We start from the raw sequence: 17,611 nt of genomic DNA, 5'->3' as shown, positions 1-17,611 counted from the left end.
GGAGGCGAACAAATGCCGTCCATAGGCTCCGGGACAGGTTCAGTCTCGTCCCCGGCACATCCCCACATCTTGGAACGGGTCTACACTGATCAGATGGCCGACAAGCCCGCTGATCCCAAGGTTGATTATGACTATCCGATGCGCGCACCTGTCGCCCCACTCAAAACCTACGCAGCGATCCCGACCGAAGTGACCGCTGAAATCCTGCGCCTGCGAAGCGAGGCGGCGGAAGTGGCCGCGACCACGGATCCAAGATCCGACCGCACCACCCTTCCCACCTCGGATGACATCACCGAAAGCATTGCCACGATCCGCAACCTCGAAAACCCGCAAGATAGCCCATCCCTGGACCAGCAGATCTGACCACTTTCCGGTGTCACGCGTCGCTTGGGTCGCAGCGGTGGCACCGGACCGCCTTTCGGGGTGATACAGCTACAGCTCTTCCCCGATCAGCAGATCCGGCTGGCCATTGGTGAATTCCGGAATATCCGCCAGCACCGGCGCCGCCGCGCCTATGGCCGCCTCCAACTGCGCCATATCGGCGAACCGCATCGTCGCAATCGCAAAATAGCCCGGCGGCGTGTCGGGGCCCCCAGCCAACCCCTTGCTGACGGCCACCTCGGTCAAGCCATGGGGCTCGAAATGCTGCCGCACCAGCGGAATATGGGCGGCCATGTAGTAATCGAAATCAAACGTGACACCGTCTTTTACCGGATAGACGGCCTGTATCGTGGCAACCATCGTGGTCCTCCCTTCCAAATAAAAGGCCCTGCTTTGTCGGCAGGGCCTTCAAGATTTACTGCAACGCCAGGTCCGTGATCGCGCTGGTCCAGGCCCCTTCCGGTGCTGCCGTGATCACCGGATCAGACCCGCCAGCCAGCAGCGTGTCCACCGTCCGCTGGTAATCGGCCTCTTCAAGCGCCCCGTTCGATCCAGCGGTCAACTTGGCCACTTCGCCCATCATCCGCTTCTGGTGCTCTTCGGTCTGCGCTCCGGTCTCGTCGTTTTCCAGCACGATCTCAGCGGCTTCATCCGGGTTCTCTTCGGCGTATTTCCACCCTTTCATGCTGGCCCGCACGAACCGCACCATCTTATCGACAAAGGCGGGATCCTCCAGGTTCTCCTCCAACGCCCAGATACCGTCCTCCAGCGTGGCAACCCCCTGATCCTCGTACTTGAACGTCACCAGATCATCGGGAGAGACACCGGCATCGATCACCTGCCAGTATTCATTATACGTCATGGTCGAGATGCAATCGGCCTGCTTTTGCAACAACGGATCCACGTTGAACCCCTGCTTCAACACGGTCACCCCACCATCTGACCCATCGGTCGCGATTCCCAACTGCGACATCCAGCTCAGGAACGGATATTCATTGCCAAAGAACCAAACCCCGATGGTCTTGCCCGCCAGGTCTGCAGGCTCGGTGATCCCGGTATCCTTCCAGCAGGTCAGCATCAGGCCGGATGATTTGAACGGCTGCGCGATATTCACCACCGGCAACCCCTTTTCCCGCGCGGCCAAGGCCGACGGCATCCAGTTCAGCATCACATCGGCGCCGCCCCCGGCCAATACCTGCGGCGGCGCGATGTCCGGCCCACCCGGGTTGATGGTGACGTTGAGGTCTTCCTCCCCGTAAAACCCCTTATCCAAGGCCACGTAATATCCGGCAAACTGGGCCTGCGTCACCCATTGCAACTGCAAAGTCACATCATCCGCGGCTTGTGCAGCCCCAGCCGTCAACGCAAACGCTGCCCCAAACACCATGTTTTTCATTGTCTTTCCCTCTCTGTTGAACTCATCCCCTGGCCCGCTGGGACGGATGCCAAAAGGTCACCACCCGCTCCAAAAGGGCAATCGCGCCATAGAACGCAGATCCCGCCAAGGCAGCGACAACAATCTCGGCCCAGACCATATCCAGGGCCAGCCGCCCCACCTCTGTCGAGATTCTGAACCCCATCCCCTTGATGGGGGAGCCAAAGAATTCGGCCACAATCGCACCGATCAAGGCCAGGGTGGTCGCAATCTTCAGCCCCGTGAAGACAAAGGGCATGGCCGCCGGCACCCGCAATTTCCAAAGCGTCTGCCCGTAACCGGCCCCATAGGTTTGCATCAGATCGCGCTGCATCGGTGCACTGGCCCGCAACCCTTCAACCGTATTCACCAGCACAGGAAAAAAGACCATCACCACGACCACCGCCGCCTTGGAATGCCAGTCAAACCCAAACCACATCACCAGAATGGGCGCCGTTCCAATGATCGGCAAAGCCGCCATGAAATTCCCCACCGGCAAAAGCCCCCGCCGCAGAAAATCCGACCGATCCGCCACCAAAGCCACGGCAAAGGCCGCCGCAACGCCCATCGTATAGCCCGTCAAAGCCCCTTTGATGAAGGTCTGCACAAAGTCCTGCCAAAGCATGTTGTGGGCCGCAAACAACCGCGTTGCGATGGCGGATGGCGGCGGCAAAATGACAGGAGAAATCTCGAACTTGAGGACAGCCAACTCCCACAAAAGAAGAAGCGTGACCCCAAAAACAAACGGAACCGAAACGTCCCGCAACGCAACCTGCCAACGCGCTTTGGGTTGCCAGTTGGCCAATCTGGCATTCTGCCACCAAAGCGTTGCCCAGACCCCAACAAGAAGTACGATACTGACAGCAGTCCCCAAACCGGGGAGGGTCAAAAGAATACCCGCTACACCAAGACATATTCCCCCGCCAACGACGATCCATGTCTCCCGGGTCGGGCTGGAAAATGGCAGCTCTTTCTTATTGGCGAAAATACTCCCGCCGGAGGCAAAAAATTTCATCGCACCATCCCCATCCGCGCAAGGCTCGCCCGTTGCAGCACCCCGATCAATCCGACCAGAAAAGCCGCCACAATCGCCGCCATGAACAGGGCCGACCAGATCTGGATCGTCTGCCCGTAATAGCTGCCGGTCAGCATCCGGGCCCCCAGGCCCCTCACTGCGCCCGTGGGCAATTCCGCGACGATGGCGCCCACAAGGCTCGCGGCCACGCCGATCTTCAGGGACGCAAACAGATAAGGCAGTGACGCGGGCAACCGCAGCTTCCAAAAGCCTTGCGCCCGGTTGGCGGAATAGGTTTTCAGCAAATCCAATTGCATCGCATCTGGGCTGCGCAGCCCTTTGACCATGCCAACGACCACCGGAAAGAACGACAGATAGGCCGAGATCACGGCCTTCGGCAGCAGGCCCTGCACACCAACCGAGTTAAGCACCACGATGATCATCGGCGCAATCGCGAGGATCGGGATCGTCTGGCTGGCAATGGCCCACGGCATCACGCTCATATCCATCACCCGGCTGTGTACGATCCCAACAGCCAGCAAAATGCCCAACCCCGCCCCGATGGCGAAACCGGCCAGCGTCGCGCTTAGGGTGATCCCGGCATGAAAGATCAGCGACCGTTTGGAGGTCACCTTCCTTTCAACTGTCGTCTCCCACAGCTCGGCCACCACCTGGTCAGGCATTGGCAGGCGCGGACGCTCCTGCCCAAACGAACCCGCGACCACCTGCGCCACACTCAGCTGCGTTTCCGCCCGCTCCGCCTGTTGCAGCGTCCATGTCGTATTCATCCAGATCGCCGCGGCATACCAAACCGCCACGATCCCCGCGATCACGACCAGAACAGGGTAAACGGATCGCATCTAGACCGTGCGCTCCGTATGTATGGGATATGTATGGAATGTGCATGGGTCCTGCATCGCATCTGCACCGTCGGATCTAGTCATCCAGATGTCCCGCCCGCAGCCCTTCGCGAACCCGGTGCGCAACCGCAATGAATTCCGGTGTATCGCGAATATCCAGGGGGCGCTCCCGCGGCAACGGGCTTTCGATCACATCCGTGATCCGTCCGGGCCGGGGCGACATGACCACAATCCTAGTGCTCAGATACACCGCTTCGGGGATGGAATGGGTGACAAACCCAATCGTTTTTCCCGTGCGACCCCAAAGACTTAATAATTGTTCATTCAAGTGATCCCGCACGATCTCATCCAATGCACCAAAGGGCTCATCCATCAACAGGATGCCGGCATCAAAGGCAAGCGCCCGTGCGATGCTGGCCCGCTGCTGCATCCCACCGGACAACTGCCACGGATACTTCTTTTCAAATCCCTCAAGATCAACAAGTTGCAGAACATTCTTAATGCGGTCTAGCTGCTCTGTTCGGCTATACCCCATGATCTCCAGCGGCAACCGAATGTTGGCCCCGATGGTCCGCCACGGGTAAAGCCCGGCCGCTTGAAAGACATATCCATAAGCCCTTGATTTTCTGGCCTCATCCGGTGTCATCCCATTCACCGACAAGGCGCCTGTAGTTGGCGTTTCCAAGGCGGCGATGGCCCGCAGGAACGTCGTCTTGCCACACCCCGATGGCCCAATGAACGAAACGAAATCTCCCTTTGCAATCTGCAGGTTAACATCTTTCAGCGCGTGAACCGGACCGTCATTGGTCTGAAATGTCAGACCCACATCAACGGCATCAATGACGGTCTTCGCGTTGGGGGCATCCGTCTGCATAGCTTGCATGACCTGCCCGTCCATCACACGCCCGCGGGAATGTTCATCGGATCGCGTTCGATCTTGCGCGGTGTGTTTAGCGCTTTCCACTTTGACAACGCCGTCGAAGCACTTGCAAAGGCTGGTCTTTTCACAAATTTTCCCCGCCCTGGCTGCGGCTGGCTATTCTGTCCATGGGCCCAGATCACATCGCCACGGCTCAGCGTGTAGCGCGCCTGGGCCGTCACCTCTACACCCTCGAACACATTGTATTCTATGATGGATTTCTGCGTGGTGGGGGAAATCGTCTTGCTGATCTTCGGATCCCAAACCACCAGATCGGCATCCGCCCCCGGAACCATCGCCCCTTTCTTGGGATAGATATTCAGTATCTTCGCGATGTTGGTCGAGGTCACCGCGACAAACTCCTCGGGCGTCAGCCGTCCGGTCTCAACCCCCTTGGTCCAGAGCACCGCCAACCGGTCCTCCAACCCGCCCGTTCCATTGGGAATGCGCGTGAAGTCATTGAGGCCCATGCGTTTTTGGCTGTCATCAAAGGCACAGTGATCCGTGGCCACAACCTGCAACGACCCCGCCGCCAGCCCGGCCCACAACCCGTCTTGGTGATCCTTGGACCGAAAAGGCGGCGACATCACCCGCCGTGCCGCATATTGCCAATCCTTATTGAAATATTCGCCCTCATCCAGGGTCAGGTGCTGGATCAACGGCTCACCATAAACCCGCATGCCCTTCTGGCGCGCCCGCCGGATTGCCTCATGGGCCTGCTCACAAGACACATGCACGATGTACAAAGGGGTCCCTGCAGCATCGGCAATCATGATCGCGCGATTGGCCGCCTCACCTTCCACCTCAGGCGGACGGCTATAGGCATGACCCTCCGGACCGGTCACCCCCTCCGCCAGGTATTTCTGCTGTAACTCCTGAACGATATCGCCATTCTCGGCATGGACCAGCGGCAAGGCCCCCAACTCGGCGCAACGCTTGAAGGAGGCGAACATCTCGTCATCCTCCACCATCAACGCACCTTTGTAAGCCATGAAATGCTTGAACGTATTGATGCCGCGCTCCTTAACAACGGCCTCCATCTCACTAAAAATACGTTCACTCCAGCCGGTGACGGCCATGTGATACGAGATATCGCAACAGATCTGATCTTTGGATTTCCGGTCCCAATCATCAATGGCATTCAACAGCGAGCCATCCTCGCCCGGCAGACAGAAATCCACCAGCATCGTGGTCCCACCCGACGCTGCCGCAAAAGTCCCGCTTTCAAAAGTCTCGGCCGCCGTGGTCCCCATGAACGGCATCTGCAGATGCGTGTGCGGATCAATACCCCCGGGAATGACAAAGGCGTCCGAGGCATCGATCACCTCATCGCCATGCAATCCCTCACCAATCTCGACGATCTTTTCTCCTTCGATCAGGACATCGGCCATCCAAGACCGATCCGCCGTCACAACCGTCCCGCCTTTGATGACTTTGCTCATCCGAATACTCTTTCTTATTGGTGAAAATATTCCGGGGTCTGGGGCAGCGCCCCAGCCGACGCTAACTCACAATGCCCGCCGTCTCGACAACCGCGTGGAACAAGACATCCGTGCCAGCGGTTGCCCAGTCCTTGCTGATCTCCTCCGCCTCATTGTGGCTCAACCCATCCACGCAAGGACACATGACCATGGCGGTCGGAGCGACACGGTTGATCCAACAAGCATCGTGACCCGCACCGGAGATGAGGTTCATATGTGAATATCCCAACCGCTCGGCCGCATCCCGCACGGCCCCGACACATCCATCGTCAAAGGTGACAGGGTCGAAATGGCCCACCGGTTCAATCGTCAACCCCAGACCCAGATCCGCCGCAATCTCGGCAGCTTCAGCTTCCAAACGGCTGCGCATTGCGGTGAGCTTGTCCAGATCCGGCGTGCGGAAATCGATGGTGAACACGGCCTTACCCGGGATCACATTGCGTGAATTGGGATAGACATTGGCCTGGCCCACAGCCCCAACCGCGCCCGGCTGATGATCCATGGCGATGCGGTGCACGGCTTCGGTGATCCGCGCCATCCCCAGGCCCGCATTCACCCGCATATCCATGGGGGTGGAGCCAGTATGAGCGTCTTTGCCCGTCAGCGTAACCTCCAGCCACCAAAGGCCCTGGCCATGGGTAACGACGCCAATTTCCTTGCCTTCCGCCTCCAGGATCGGGCCCTGTTCGATATGCAGTTCAAAGAAAGCATGCATCTTGCGCTTGCCAACCTCTTCATCGCCCCGCCACCCGATCCGCTGCAGTTCATCGCCAAAGCGCTTGCCCTCGGCATCGACGCGGTCATAGGCCCAGTCCTGATCGTGCATGCCGATAAACACGCCGGAGGCCAGCATGGCAGGCGCAAAGCGCGTACCCTCTTCATTCGTAAAGTTGGTTACCACAATGGGATGCTTGGTCTTGATCCCTAAATCGTTGAGCGAGCGCAGGATTTCCAGCCCGCCAAGGACGCCCAGGACGCCATCGTACTTGCCGCCCGTCGGCTGCGTATCAAGGTGCGAACCCACATAGATCGGCAAGGCCTCAGGATCCGCGCCAGCGCGATGAGCAAACATATTGCCCATCTGATCAAGGCCCATGGTGCAGCCCGCATCCTCGCACCAGCGCTGAAACAAGGCGCGGCCATCCCCGTCTTCGTCCGTGAGGGTCTGACGGTTATTGCCGCCCGCCACGCCGGGGCCGATCTTGGCCATCTCCATCAGGCTGTCCCACAGCCGGTCACCATTGATCCGAAGGTTTTCGCCGGGTGCGGCCATGTGGGCTCCTTGCTGACATCGATCCACCCCGCGGTTCGGGATGCTGTTGGCGAACGCTACCATGCCGTTAAGGTCAGTCAAGCTGCCCTGGCTGACCGAATGACGACAAAGAGGGCAGTTGCCAGTTTTTTAGCCGATGAGCCGCGGTCAGACGATGCGGCCCGGTCAGGCGGCGCTATCCTGTGCTTCCAGCTTACCACCTGTCATGGTGCGGTACAGGTCTCCGGAAAAGGCATGGGGCCGGTCCCAGTGGTAAAGCAAGGCATCGGCCGGACCGACACCCGCATTGCGACGGGCATGCAGAAAACGCTTTATCCGCAACCGCATTCCGTTCGGCAACCGGGATTGCAAGCCGGTCCAGGTCCAGATCGGCGCCGTGGGATCGGCCGTGGGCAACAGACGGGTCTGCATCGAATTGGCATGTCCCCTGCGGTAAATCACCCCACGAAACGGCACGCGTTCATAGGACAACCCGTCGCTGTTCAGCAGGGCGAACCAGTCGCGGTGACCAGCAAGTTCGATGAGAATGTCATCTTCCAGCGCCGACTGGTCGGAAAATTTAAAATGCTTGGCCCGAACGGCGATGGTCGTCCCACAGGCCAGGTGCAGGCCATCGGCCTCAAAAATGTCCGAACTGCCATCGAACCAGACATAGCCACGATCAATGACCCAGCCATCGGTACTGTCAGAGCCCGCCTGGATGGTGCGCACCACGTCGCTATGGAGCAAATCATCATCATCGACATTCATGACAAAGGCCTCGGGCGGCACACCGTCGAGCCCGGCGAGTAGCCTGCGCCCCTTGTCCACACGGAACGGGTTCAGCACTTCCTGCTCGCGATCTTGCTCCGACGGTTTGACCGGCGGCGGAATATCAACATCCACGCGCTGCCCCTGGGCCGGTAACGGCGGCAGGACCTGGCTGCGGTCACAGATCACCCGCAGGACGTAACGGGGATCGGATTGACCGGCCAGGGAGCCGAACAAGGCTTCGAGGCACCGATATTGATGGTCTTTGTCAGATACCATCGCGGGATGCCGGATCGGCACGAGGAGATAGAGGTCAGCTGTCATGCCTGCGCGCTCTGCAGTTGTTATGTCGGCCTATTCGGCCGCTTTCAAAGCGGCCGGGTTATTCGGATGCGTGGTCCAATTTGCGTAAGCATCGTCCACCCGATCGCCGCTACGCGGATCTATGGCACCTACTGGCATCTCTTCCATCGTAATACAATTCTCGACTGGGCACACATTGACACACAAATTGCAAGCCACGCATTCTTCATCGATCACGGTAAAGACCCGATCCGGTGACATGGCAATAGCCTGATGGCTGGTATCCTCGCAGGCGGCGTAGCACCGCCCACATTGGATGCAATCCGCCTGACTGATCCGCGCTTTGGTAACGTAGTTGAGGTTCAGGTACTGCCAGTCCGTCACATTAGGCACGGCACGGCCCGAGACGGCGGCGACGCTGTCATAGCCCTTTTCGTCCATCCAGGACCTGAGGCCGGCCTTCATCTCTTCGACAATGCGAAAGCCATAGGTCATCGCAGCGGTACAGATCTGCACGTTTCCTGCGCCCAGCACCAGGAATTCGGCCGCGTCACGCCACGTGGTGATACCGCCGATGCCACTGATGGGCATATGGGCTGTCTCGGGCGCGCGGGCGATCTCTGACACCATGCTCAGCGCGATGGGTTTCACCGCAGGGCCGCAATAGCCGCCATGGGAGCCCTTACCGTCGATGGAGGGTTCGGGCGACAGCGTATCCAGATCAACGCTGGTGATGGAGTTGATCGTGTTAATCAGCGACACCGCATCTGCCCCCCCTTTTGCGGCGGCCTCCGCAGGTTTGCGAATATCCGTAATGTTGGGCGTCAGCTTGACGATGACCGGCATGCGCGTGAATTGCTTGCACCAGCGCGTGACCATTTCGATATATTCAGGAACCTGGCCCACGGCAGAGCCCATGCCACGCTCGCTCATCCCGTGGGGGCAGCCGAAATTCAATTCGATCCCGTCGGCGCCGGTTTCCTCGACCATGGGCAGGATGGCGCGCCAGGCTTCTTCCTCGCATGGCACCATGATGGAGACGACCATGGCGCGGTCGGGATAGTCGCGCTTGACCGCCTTGATCTCCCGCAGGTTCACCTCAAGCGGGCGATCCGTGATCAATTCGATATTGTTAAGGCCCAAAAGCCGTCGGTCGGCGCCATAAACCGCGCCGTAGCGAGGGCCATTGACGTTGACCACAGGCGGGCCTTCGGAGCCGAGCGTCTTCCAGACGACACCGCCCCACCCAGCCTCGAAGGCGCGACGAACGTTATACTCTTTATCGGTTGGTGGAGCGGAGGCCAGCCAGAACGGATTGGGGCTTTTGATCCCAGCGAAATCGGATGTCAGGTCAGCCATGGGTCATTCCCTTGAGCATTTGCAGAGTTTTTCAAAATATCGTTGCAGACCAGATGGGCCACGTCGATGACAGTTTCGCGCGACGGCTTCCAATCAGATCTGAATGCAGCGCAGATCCCAAAGATGGGACTCGGCGCGATGGCGCGTGTTGTACGGTCACCTTTGGTTTGTCCTACGCAATTCGATCTGTTCGAGGTCTGCGGCAGATGACAAGCGTTGAGCATACTTATTCGGCAGCGATTTCAGACGCACCGATCAAGGTGACATGGATATCCTCGGCGGCGTCACGCCCTTCGGCAACGGCGGTCACAGTCAAGTCATCACCACCACTGGCGCAATCCCCGCCCGCCCAGACGCCTGCAGCGGAGGTGCGCCCCATGCCTGTTACGGCAATTTTTGCACCATCGAGGGTCAGGTCTTCCGGAGCCGCGGCGAGCGTCTGACCAATGGCTTTGAACACTTGATCCGCAGCTATCTGGAAAGTCTGGGCCGAGGGGCGCAAGCCCTCTGGCGTTTCCTCGGTATAGGCGAATTCAACGGCTTCCGCCGTATCGGTGCCGATGACGCGCAGGGGCTGCGCGCCCGTGACGATGCGCACCCCATGCCTGGTCGCGTGGTCCTGCTCATAGGGGCTGGCTCCCATGCGGTCGCGACCCCGACGATAAACGATTGTAACCGTTTCAGCGCCTAGAAGACGGGATTGCACAGCAGCATCGACAGCCGTCATGCCACCGCCAATCACCACAACATTGCGACCAACCGGAACCTGTGCTTTATCTTCCGCCTGGCGCAGATCAGCGATGAAATCGACAGCGTCTTGAACGTAAGGAAAATCTTCTCCGGGCGCGCGCAAGGCATTGACCCCGCCAAGTCCCACGCCAAGAAACACGGCGTCGAAATCATCGCGCAGTTCGGTCAGCGTCACATCCCGACCCAAGGCCGTATCCGACACCAGGGTGATGCCACCGATCTCCATCAGCCAGTCGACCTCTGCCATGGCAAAATCGCCGACCGTCTTATAGGCTGCGATGCCGTATTCATTCAGCCCACCGGGCTTTGGACGCGCGTCATAAATGGTGACGTCATGCCCTTTCATGGCCAGACGGTGGGCACAGGCCAGACCGGCAGGACCCGCCCCCACGATACCCACGCGAAAGCCGGTTGGTTCGGCGCGTTGGTAAGGATGAACCCCCGTGACAAGGGCCGTATCGGTGGCAAAGCGCTGAAGCCGCCCGATCTCCACCGGTTTGCCTTCGGCAGTTTCGCGCACGCAAGCCTCTTCACACAGGGTTTCGGTCGGGCACACACGGGCGCACATGCCGCCCAAGATATTCTGATCAAAAATCGTCTTGGCCGCATCGCCTGGTTTGCCGGTCTGGATCTGACGAATGAACAACGGAATATCGATCGCCGTCGGACAAGCTGTAACGCAAGGCGCATCGTAACAGAAATAGCACCGATCCGCTGCAACCAGCGCCTCATGCGCATCAAGGGGCGGGTGCATATCCGAAAACCCATCGGCGTAATCCGTGCGCGAAAGGCGCTGAGGCACCACACCTGGGGTCATCGGGGTATTGGACATATCTGGCTCTCCGGGCTGGCAGTCACAGCAAAACGCTGCCACAGGCCGTTTTTTTTATCAAACGCTAAATAACCGGGCACATGACCGGCGCGGGCCACCGCTGCACCAATGGGCGATATGCTTGCCAATGTGGCATCCCGAAAGATCGCCCCTTGTCATCGGCACAACTGATGCTTTTCTCTGCATGGTGGCTGCCCTATAAGCGGCAAATCTTGATAGGCGTGTCGGGCGAGGACCTCCATGACGAAAACAACCCATGACGCGGATGTCGCGTTCATTCAGGCCTTGGCCGAAGTCTTGAAAGCCAATGACCTGACCGAATTGCAGGTAAAACGCGACTATGGGGAAGGCGATAGCCTGAATGTCAGGGTCAGCCGACAAACACAGGCGGTGACCCAGGTTGCTGTGCCGGCACCGGCCCCGGTGGCCGCAGCACCCGCACCGGCGCTGTCAGCCCCGGCAGAGGAAACCGCGGAAGATCCCGCGCAACTGCCCGGTGCCGTGACGTCGCCAATGGTCGGGACCGTCTATCTGCAACCTGAACCGACCGCTGCCGCCTTTGTAGGCATTGGGGACACGGTCGAAGAAGGGCAAACCCTGCTGATCGTCGAGGCGATGAAAACCATGAACCAGATCCCCGCCCCGCGCGGCGGCACGGTACGCCGGATCCTGGTCGAAGACGGCGCCCCCGTTGAATACGGTGCGCCCCTGATGATCATCGACTGATGTTTGACAAGATCCTGATTGCCAATCGCGGCGAAATCGCCCTTCGTGTCATCCGCGCGTGTCGCGAAATGGGCATCCCCTCAGTTGCCGTCCATTCCACCGCCGATAGCGACGCCATGCATGTGCGCATGGCGGATGAGGCGATGTGCATCGGCCCGCCGTCCAGCACCGACAGCTATCTGTCAATCCCCGCCATCGTTGCCGCCTGCGAGGTAACTGGGGCCAGCGCGATCCATCCTGGATATGGCTTCTTGTCGGAAAACGCCAAATTCGTGCAGGTGCTGGAAGATCATGACATCACCTTTATCGGCCCCAGCGCCGAACATATCCGCATGATGGGTGACAAGATCACCGCCAAGGAGACGATGAAAGAACTGGGCGTGCCCTGCGTCCCGGGCTCTGATGGCGGAGTGCCGGATTATGCGGCGGCCCAGAGGGTGGCGGCAGAGATCGGCTATCCGGTCATTATCAAAGCGACGGCAGGCGGCGGCGGGCGGGGCATGAAGCTTGCCCGTGAGGCCAGCGAGCTGGAAAACGCCTTCCGCACCGCGCGCGCCGAGGGCAAGGCCGCCTTCGGCAATGATGAGGTCTATATCGAGAAATATCTGGGCAGGCCGCGCCATATCGAGATCCAGGTCTTTGGCGATGGCAAAGGCAATGCTGTACATCTGGGGGAGCGCGACTGCTCCCTTCAACGTCGCCACCAGAAAGTGTTCGAGGAAGCACCCGGCCCTGCCATCGACGAGGCCACCCGCGCCCGCATCGGCAAGGTCTGTGCCGATGCCGTCGCCAAGATCGGGTATTCGGGTGCGGGCACGATCGAATTTCTGTTTGAAGACGGAGAGTTCTATTTCATCGAGATGAATACCCGGCTCCAGGTCGAACATCCGGTGACCGAGGCGATCTTTGGTGTGGATCTGGTGCGTGAACAGATCCGGGTGGCGGAAGGGCTGCCCATGTCCTTCACTCAAGACGATTTGCAGTTGAACGGTCACGCGATTGAGGTTCGGATCAATGCAGAACGCCTGCCCGACTTCTCCCCCTGCCCTGGGCGCGTGCAAACCTTCCACGCGCCCGGCGGCCTTGGCGTTCGCATGGACAGCGCTCTTTATGGGGGCTACTCGATACCACCCTATTACGACAGCCTGATCGGCAAACTGATCGTCCATGGCCGGGATCGACCCGAAGCCCTCGCGCGGCTGAACCGCGCCTTGGGTGAACTCGTGGTAGACGGGATCGATACGACCGTGCCGCTTTTTCACGCATTGATGGACGAACCGGATATCCAATTAGGGGATTATACGATCCATTGGCTTGAACAATGGTTGGAGCATCGGCTGGATTAGCCCCGAAACCAGCATCTCGGTTGGAGGTTTTGGGGCATTCCCTTACGACACCGTTTGATTTTGTATGCATTCAGGGCTATCGGGGGCTCATTGATCTCGATCTGATTTAACTGCTGCCCATCACCACACCGAAGACGACGATCACCAAAAGGCCGCCCATGGATGCAGCCCTGACCCCAGAGCTCTTGTTGCGGGCCTATGCCAACGGCATTTTTCCGATGGCTGATAATCGCGACAATCCCAAGGTATTCTGGGTCGATCCGAAAAAACGCGGCATCTTCCCGCTTGATGGTTTCCACATGTCGCGCTCCTTGCGGCGGCGGATCCGGCGGGCGGAGTTTGACGTGCGGACCAACACCGCCTTTGATGCGGTGGTGGAGGCGTGCGCCGACCGGGAAGAGACCTGGATCAACACCACCATATTTCAGCTTTACCGCGCGCTGCACCAAGCGGATTTCGCCCATTGCGTCGAAGTTTGGGACGGTGACGCGCTGGTGGGCGGAGTTTACGGAGTCACCCTTGGATCGGCGTTTTTCGGCGAGAGCATGTTTTCCCGCCAAAGTGATGCGTCAAAGGTAGCACTGGCCTTCCTGATCGACCGATTGCGGCTGGCCGGGTTCAGCCTGTTCGACACTCAGTTTCTGACACCGCATCTGGAAAGCCTGGGTGCTGTCGAGATCACCCGCGCAACATATCACCGACTGCTCTCAAAAGCGTTGAAAGAACCCGCGGATTTCAACGCGCCGGGCCCCTTGTCGTCAGTTCAGGACGTATTGCAGCGCAACACCCATACATCATAACGTGGATGGTCAAGCGCATTGAGTGCCGGGCTCGACGCGATCATCCAACCATCGAATGCCAATTCCGGATCATAGCGATCCACGATTGTCAGATAGGCATAGGCATTGGCCTGAGGATCCCCGGTCGGGTAGCGACAATCCTCAAGCGAAATCTGCAAACGACCCAGGCTTTTGGTCTCTCCCCGCGTGATCTCGATATCCGACAAGGCACCATCAATCTTGTCTAGCCCACGTAGGGTAGCGCTCTCGACGCTGGTCACCTCCTGTGCCGCTGCCGCCGTGGCCAGGAAAGCAGTCATGATCCCGACAGTTGCCCTCATTCAGCATCTCCGGATACGAATTTCGACAACAAGCTGATCAGGCTGATGGCACCTTGTGTGTCTTCGATTTCTGCCCCGGCTTCCAAGGGAAAGGGCGACCCGCCTGGCACAATTTCAACGAAATTGCCGCCCAACAGCCCCTCTGACGAGATCGAGATACTGCTATCTTCTGGCACTTCAATCACCTGGTCGACCGTGATCGTGATGTCAGCGCGATAGGATTCGGCGTTCAAGCCCATTTCCGTGACCGACCCGACCTTGACCCCGGCCAAACGCACATCGGTTCCCACGGCGATCCCGTCGGCAGAGCGAAAGCTGGCTGTCAGGTCATAGGTGCTGGCCGTTGCCCCGACCGTGAACCCTGTCACCTGCCCGGCATAGACCAGAAAGCCGATTGCGGCAGCCAGGACAACGCCGCCCACGGCGACTTCTGCGGTATTCTCGGCCATTATTCCGGGGTCCAAGCCTCGTAATCGGCACGGTCCGCGGGCTTTGCCTGGCGCAACGATCCCGAAGGCGCATAGGCCATAGTTGTGCCGGTCAGGTTCTCCTGATGCGGTTTTTCCCAGGTCTTGCGCTTTAGCGGTGCCGTGCTGGGTGGCTCGTCCCATGTCCGGTGCAACCATCCATGCCAATCAGGGCCAATGCGACTTGCCTCGGCCTCACCATTGTAGATCACCCAGCGGCGGGACCCGTCACGGGTCTGATAAAACACGTTTCCGGCCTCATCTTCTCCAACCTTGACTCCGTTGCGCCAAGTGAAAAGCTGGGTGCCGAGAGTCTGGCTGTTCCACCAGGTCACCGCGCGCAGAAATGTGTTCAGGATGCCCATCGACCGCTCCAAATCGTTATATTCGGTATGACTGATCAGCCAACCGGCGTCCAGTGACATGCAAGCGCAGGTTGGTCATGGCAGTTTGGCCGTCACTTCGATCTCGATCTTCATGTCGGCACTCAGCAAGCCACATTCAATCATGGTCGCGGCTGGCGGGTTGTCTCCAAAGGCGGCGCGCAACAGCGGCCAACATGGTTCGAAATCCGCGCGATCCGGCAGCACGTAGGTCACCCTTACGACATCGGCGAAACCTGCGCCAGCCTCCGACAATGCCTGTTCGATGTAACCCAAGGCCAGACGACACTGATCCACCACATCCGGCGGATAGGTCATGGTGTCAGGATCATTGCCCGTTGTTCCAGCGACATGTACCCAACCATCCACGACGACCGCACGACAATATCCGATCCTCGGTTCAAAGGCTGACTGGCCTGCGATACGTCTAATGTCCATTCCCGCGCTCCCACATACCAATCCAGGCGTAATACGATACTGACTCCCCCATAACAGCCAATACACCGGAGAGGTTAACGAACACTCAGACCGTCTCAATGTTGTTCGATGTCAAAGGATCCGACTGATCGACAGGATGCGTCTTATCAGATCACGGCCCGCCGTTCTGATGCGGGCCTCAACTTGCTCAAGCGATGTTTCGCATCAGTCAAACATTGTCTCCTCGCCCCTAAAACCCGACTGATCTGGTATGGACAACGGCCAATTTAGGTCACTCAAGCGAAAAACCGTCTCGAAGCGATCGTTGAATACATCAATGACGGTTGAACTAAGAAGGACTTTTGATATTTTTACTCATTCACGGAGATCAAGAAGGGCATTTTCCGCCAGCGAGCTCCGATCAGTTCGTTTCAAATCAAGTATGACCTATTCCACCAGAACAGCAACTTCTGGCCATAGACCACTCGGTCAACCCGCCGTGGCAGGCTCCGCGTGACTGTCGGCATGGATCATGAGAGGAGCGGCGTCAGAAGTTACAGCTTCTTCATTCACCACAACCTCTTCGACACTATCCAATCCCGGTAGATCAAACATGGTCTCCAAAAGGATATCTTCCATGATGGACCGCAATCCGCGGGCACCCGTCTTTCGTTCAATCGCACGTTTTGCGATAGCGCGCAGAGCATCATCCGTGAAGGTCAATTGCGTATCTTCAAGCTCAAACAAACGTTGATATTGCTTGACCAAGGCGTTTTTCGGCTCAGTCAGGATGATCACCAGGGCGTCTTCATCAAGATCCTTGAGCGTGGCTAGGACCGGCAAGCGGCCTACAAATTCCGGTATCAAACCAAATTTCAACAGATCTTCCGGTTCAAGTTCCGTGAACAGATCGCCAACCCCGCGGCTATCTTCATCTTTGACGTCAGCGCCAAATCCGATGGCGGATCCCTTGCCGCGTCGGGCGATAATCTTGTCGAGGCCCGCGAAAGCTCCGCCGCAGATGAACAGAATGTTGGTCGTATCGACTTGTAGGAATTCCTGCTGTGGATGCTTGCGGCCACCTTGTGGCGGCACGGAGGCGACGGTGCCTTCCATGATCTTCAGCAGGGCCTGTTGAACCCCTTCACCAGACACATCGCGTGTGATCGAAGGATTGTCCGACTTACGGGTAATCTTGTCGACTTCATCAATATACACGATACCGCGCTGCGCCCGCTCGACGTTGTATTCCGAGGCTTGTAGCAGCTTGAGGATAATGTTTTCCACATCCTCACCCACATAACCAGCCTCGGTCAGTGTCGTCGCGTCCGCCATCGTGAACGGGACATCTAGAATACGCGCAAGTGTCTGGGCCAACAGGGTTTTACCACATCCGGTCGGACCGATCAGGAGAATGTTCGACTTGGCCAGTTCGATATCACCGCCCGATTTAGCGGCATGGTTCAGGCGTTTGTAGTGGTTATGCACAGCCACCGACAGAACCCGCTTGGCGTGGCTTTGCCCGATCACATAATCGTCCAGAACCTCGCAAATTTCCTTGGGTGTCGGCACACCATCGGACGATTTCAATCCGGCGGATTTCGTCTCTTCCCGAATGATGTCCATGCACAATTCAACGCACTCATCGCAGATGAATACGGTCGGGCCCGCGATCAGCTTACGCACCTCATGTTGGCTTTTGCCGCAAAAGGAGCAGTAAAGAGTGTTCTTGCTGTCGCCGCCTGAACTGTTCGCCATGCTATCCTCCAAGGCCGCTGCCTTGCTGTTGGGAGCAACCCGCTCCTTGATCTATTG

General features: G+C 58.5%; 19 protein-coding genes. 4 read left to right on the top strand and 15 right to left on the bottom strand.

Features of this window, described 5'->3' with window-relative positions:
- Window positions 1–12: 12 nt before the first annotated feature.
- The gene (locus IU397_RS12070) at window positions 13–363 is read left to right on the top strand and encodes a hypothetical protein (RefSeq protein ID WP_204413859.1); all 351 of its coding nucleotides are present in this window, start codon (window positions 13–15) and stop codon (window positions 361–363) included.
- A gap of 69 nt (window positions 364–432) precedes the next feature.
- Here IU397_RS12070 and IU397_RS12065 read toward each other — a convergent pair whose 3' ends face one another.
- From IU397_RS12065 to IU397_RS12020, 10 genes are all read right to left on the bottom strand, one after another.
- A complete protein-coding gene (locus IU397_RS12065; RefSeq protein WP_204413858.1) occupies window positions 433–741 on the bottom strand; it encodes an EthD family reductase in 309 nt (102 codons plus the stop codon).
- A 55-nt stretch (window positions 742–796) separates the two neighbouring features.
- Entirely contained in the window at window positions 797–1,777 is a 981-nt protein-coding gene (locus IU397_RS12060) for an ABC transporter substrate-binding protein (RefSeq protein WP_204413855.1), read from the bottom strand.
- Between the two features lie 22 nt (window positions 1,778–1,799).
- Entirely contained in the window at window positions 1,800–2,810 is a 1,011-nt protein-coding gene (locus IU397_RS12055; RefSeq protein ID WP_204413853.1) for an ABC transporter permease, read from the bottom strand.
- Entirely contained in the window at window positions 2,807–3,670 is an 864-nt protein-coding gene (locus IU397_RS12050) for an ABC transporter permease (protein ID WP_204413851.1), read from the bottom strand. Before IU397_RS12050 ends, IU397_RS12055 begins: the two co-directional genes overlap by 4 nt.
- 76 nt (window positions 3,671–3,746) lie before the next feature.
- The gene (locus IU397_RS12045; protein ID WP_370541672.1) at window positions 3,747–4,553 is read right to left on the bottom strand and encodes an ABC transporter ATP-binding protein; all 807 of its coding nucleotides are present in this window, start codon (window positions 4,551–4,553) and stop codon (window positions 3,747–3,749) included.
- A 14-nt stretch (window positions 4,554–4,567) separates the two neighbouring features.
- Window positions 4,568–6,031 carry a dihydropyrimidinase gene (gene hydA, locus IU397_RS12040; RefSeq protein ID WP_204413849.1) on the bottom strand — a complete coding sequence of 488 codons (1,464 nt, stop codon included), beginning with the start codon at window positions 6,029–6,031 and terminating at the stop codon, window positions 4,568–4,570.
- Between the two features lie 61 nt (window positions 6,032–6,092).
- Window positions 6,093–7,343, bottom strand: a complete 1,251-nt coding sequence (locus IU397_RS12035) for a Zn-dependent hydrolase (protein ID WP_204413847.1) — start codon at window positions 7,341–7,343, stop codon at window positions 6,093–6,095.
- A 165-nt stretch (window positions 7,344–7,508) separates the two neighbouring features.
- Window positions 7,509–8,417, bottom strand: coding sequence for a hypothetical protein (locus tag IU397_RS12030; protein WP_204413846.1), 909 nt, complete (start codon window positions 8,415–8,417; stop codon window positions 7,509–7,511).
- Window positions 8,418–8,447: 30 nt separating this feature from the next.
- Window positions 8,448–9,755 carry an NAD-dependent dihydropyrimidine dehydrogenase subunit PreA gene (preA, locus tag IU397_RS12025; protein WP_204413845.1) on the bottom strand — a complete coding sequence of 436 codons (1,308 nt, stop codon included), beginning with the start codon at window positions 9,753–9,755 and terminating at the stop codon, window positions 8,448–8,450.
- A gap of 226 nt (window positions 9,756–9,981) precedes the next feature.
- Complete coding sequence (locus IU397_RS12020; protein ID WP_204413844.1) at window positions 9,982–11,337, bottom strand: NAD(P)-dependent oxidoreductase; 1,356 nt, start codon at window positions 11,335–11,337, stop codon at window positions 9,982–9,984.
- 240 nt (window positions 11,338–11,577) lie between these two features.
- Here IU397_RS12020 and accB point away from each other — a divergent pair, with 240 nt between their 5' ends.
- The 3 genes from accB to aat all read left to right on the top strand — a co-directional run bounded on the left by accB (window position 11,578) and on the right by aat (window position 14,209).
- The gene (accB, locus tag IU397_RS12015; RefSeq protein ID WP_204413843.1) at window positions 11,578–12,063 is read left to right on the top strand and encodes an acetyl-CoA carboxylase biotin carboxyl carrier protein; all 486 of its coding nucleotides are present in this window, start codon (window positions 11,578–11,580) and stop codon (window positions 12,061–12,063) included.
- Window positions 12,063–13,409: an acetyl-CoA carboxylase biotin carboxylase subunit gene (gene accC / locus IU397_RS12010; RefSeq protein WP_204413842.1), complete on the top strand. Its 1,347-nt coding sequence runs from the start codon at window positions 12,063–12,065 to the stop codon at window positions 13,407–13,409. Before accB ends, accC begins: the two co-directional genes overlap by 1 nt.
- A 158-nt stretch (window positions 13,410–13,567) precedes the next feature.
- Window positions 13,568–14,209: a leucyl/phenylalanyl-tRNA--protein transferase gene (aat, locus tag IU397_RS12005; protein ID WP_204413841.1), complete on the top strand. Its 642-nt coding sequence runs from the start codon at window positions 13,568–13,570 to the stop codon at window positions 14,207–14,209.
- Here the strand turns inward: aat and IU397_RS12000 are convergent.
- From IU397_RS12000 to clpX, 5 genes are all read right to left on the bottom strand, one after another.
- Window positions 14,173–14,529 (bottom strand): DUF2155 domain-containing protein, encoded by a 357-nt coding sequence (locus IU397_RS12000; RefSeq protein WP_204413839.1) that lies wholly within the window; start codon window positions 14,527–14,529, stop codon window positions 14,173–14,175. The two genes, aat and IU397_RS12000, sit on opposite strands and share 37 nt — an antisense overlap.
- Window positions 14,526–14,978 (bottom strand): outer membrane lipid asymmetry maintenance protein MlaD, encoded by a 453-nt coding sequence (gene mlaD, locus IU397_RS11995; protein ID WP_204413837.1) that lies wholly within the window; start codon window positions 14,976–14,978, stop codon window positions 14,526–14,528. Before mlaD ends, IU397_RS12000 begins: the two co-directional genes overlap by 4 nt.
- Window positions 14,978–15,361: an NADH:ubiquinone oxidoreductase subunit NDUFA12 gene (locus IU397_RS11990; protein ID WP_204414148.1), complete on the bottom strand. Its 384-nt coding sequence runs from the start codon at window positions 15,359–15,361 to the stop codon at window positions 14,978–14,980. Before IU397_RS11990 ends, mlaD begins: the two co-directional genes overlap by 1 nt.
- Window positions 15,362–15,436: 75 nt before the next feature.
- On the bottom strand, window positions 15,437–15,817 hold the full coding sequence (locus tag IU397_RS11985; protein ID WP_204413836.1) for a RidA family protein: 381 nt from the start codon (window positions 15,815–15,817) through the stop codon (window positions 15,437–15,439).
- Window positions 15,818–16,285: 468 nt separating this feature from the next.
- Window positions 16,286–17,554, bottom strand: a complete 1,269-nt coding sequence (gene clpX, locus IU397_RS11980) for an ATP-dependent Clp protease ATP-binding subunit ClpX (RefSeq protein ID WP_204413835.1) — start codon at window positions 17,552–17,554, stop codon at window positions 16,286–16,288.
- Window positions 17,555–17,611: the final 57 nt, after the last annotated feature.

The sequence above is a fragment of the Actibacterium sp. 188UL27-1 genome (assembly GCF_016901225.1).
Classification (GTDB): domain Bacteria; phylum Pseudomonadota; class Alphaproteobacteria; order Rhodobacterales; family Rhodobacteraceae; genus 188UL27-1.
Note: the sequence above shows the minus strand (reverse complement) of the source record. Positions and strands in the feature narration are given on the sequence as shown.

Bases quoted from the DNA above. Each gene is read 5' to 3' on its own strand.
- aat (WP_204413841.1), top strand. From the start codon at position 13,568: ATGGATGCAGCCCTGACCCCAGAGCTCTTGTTGCGGGCCTATGCCAAC.
- IU397_RS11990 (WP_204414148.1), bottom strand. From the start codon at position 15,361: ATGGGCATCCTGAACACATTTCTGCGCGCGGTGACCTGGTGGAACAGC.
- IU397_RS12030 (WP_204413846.1), bottom strand. From the start codon at position 8,417: ATGACAGCTGACCTCTATCTCCTCGTGCCGATCCGGCATCCCGCGATG.
- IU397_RS12065 (WP_204413858.1), bottom strand. From the start codon at position 741: ATGGTTGCCACGATACAGGCCGTCTATCCGGTAAAAGACGGTGTCACG.
- mlaD (WP_204413837.1), bottom strand. From the start codon at position 14,978: ATGGCCGAGAATACCGCAGAAGTCGCCGTGGGCGGCGTTGTCCTGGCT.
- clpX (WP_204413835.1), bottom strand. From the start codon at position 17,554: ATGGCGAACAGTTCAGGCGGCGACAGCAAGAACACTCTTTACTGCTCC.
- hydA (WP_204413849.1), bottom strand. From the start codon at position 6,031: ATGAGCAAAGTCATCAAAGGCGGGACGGTTGTGACGGCGGATCGGTCT.
- IU397_RS12000 (WP_204413839.1), bottom strand. From the start codon at position 14,529: ATGAGGGCAACTGTCGGGATCATGACTGCTTTCCTGGCCACGGCGGCA.
- IU397_RS12055 (WP_204413853.1), bottom strand. From the start codon at position 2,810: ATGAAATTTTTTGCCTCCGGCGGGAGTATTTTCGCCAATAAGAAAGAG.
- IU397_RS12020 (WP_204413844.1), bottom strand. From the start codon at position 11,337: ATGTCCAATACCCCGATGACCCCAGGTGTGGTGCCTCAGCGCCTTTCG.
- preA (WP_204413845.1), bottom strand. From the start codon at position 9,755: ATGGCTGACCTGACATCCGATTTCGCTGGGATCAAAAGCCCCAATCCG.
- IU397_RS12060 (WP_204413855.1), bottom strand. From the start codon at position 1,777: ATGAAAAACATGGTGTTTGGGGCAGCGTTTGCGTTGACGGCTGGGGCT.
- IU397_RS12070 (WP_204413859.1), top strand. From the start codon at position 13: ATGCCGTCCATAGGCTCCGGGACAGGTTCAGTCTCGTCCCCGGCACAT.
- IU397_RS12050 (WP_204413851.1), bottom strand. From the start codon at position 3,670: ATGCGATCCGTTTACCCTGTTCTGGTCGTGATCGCGGGGATCGTGGCG.
- IU397_RS12035 (WP_204413847.1), bottom strand. From the start codon at position 7,343: ATGGCCGCACCCGGCGAAAACCTTCGGATCAATGGTGACCGGCTGTGG.
- IU397_RS11985 (WP_204413836.1), bottom strand. From the start codon at position 15,817: ATGGACATTAGACGTATCGCAGGCCAGTCAGCCTTTGAACCGAGGATC.
- accB (WP_204413843.1), top strand. From the start codon at position 11,578: ATGACGAAAACAACCCATGACGCGGATGTCGCGTTCATTCAGGCCTTG.
- accC (WP_204413842.1), top strand. From the start codon at position 12,063: ATGTTTGACAAGATCCTGATTGCCAATCGCGGCGAAATCGCCCTTCGT.
- IU397_RS12045 (WP_370541672.1), bottom strand. From the start codon at position 4,553: ATGCAAGCTATGCAGACGGATGCCCCCAACGCGAAGACCGTCATTGAT.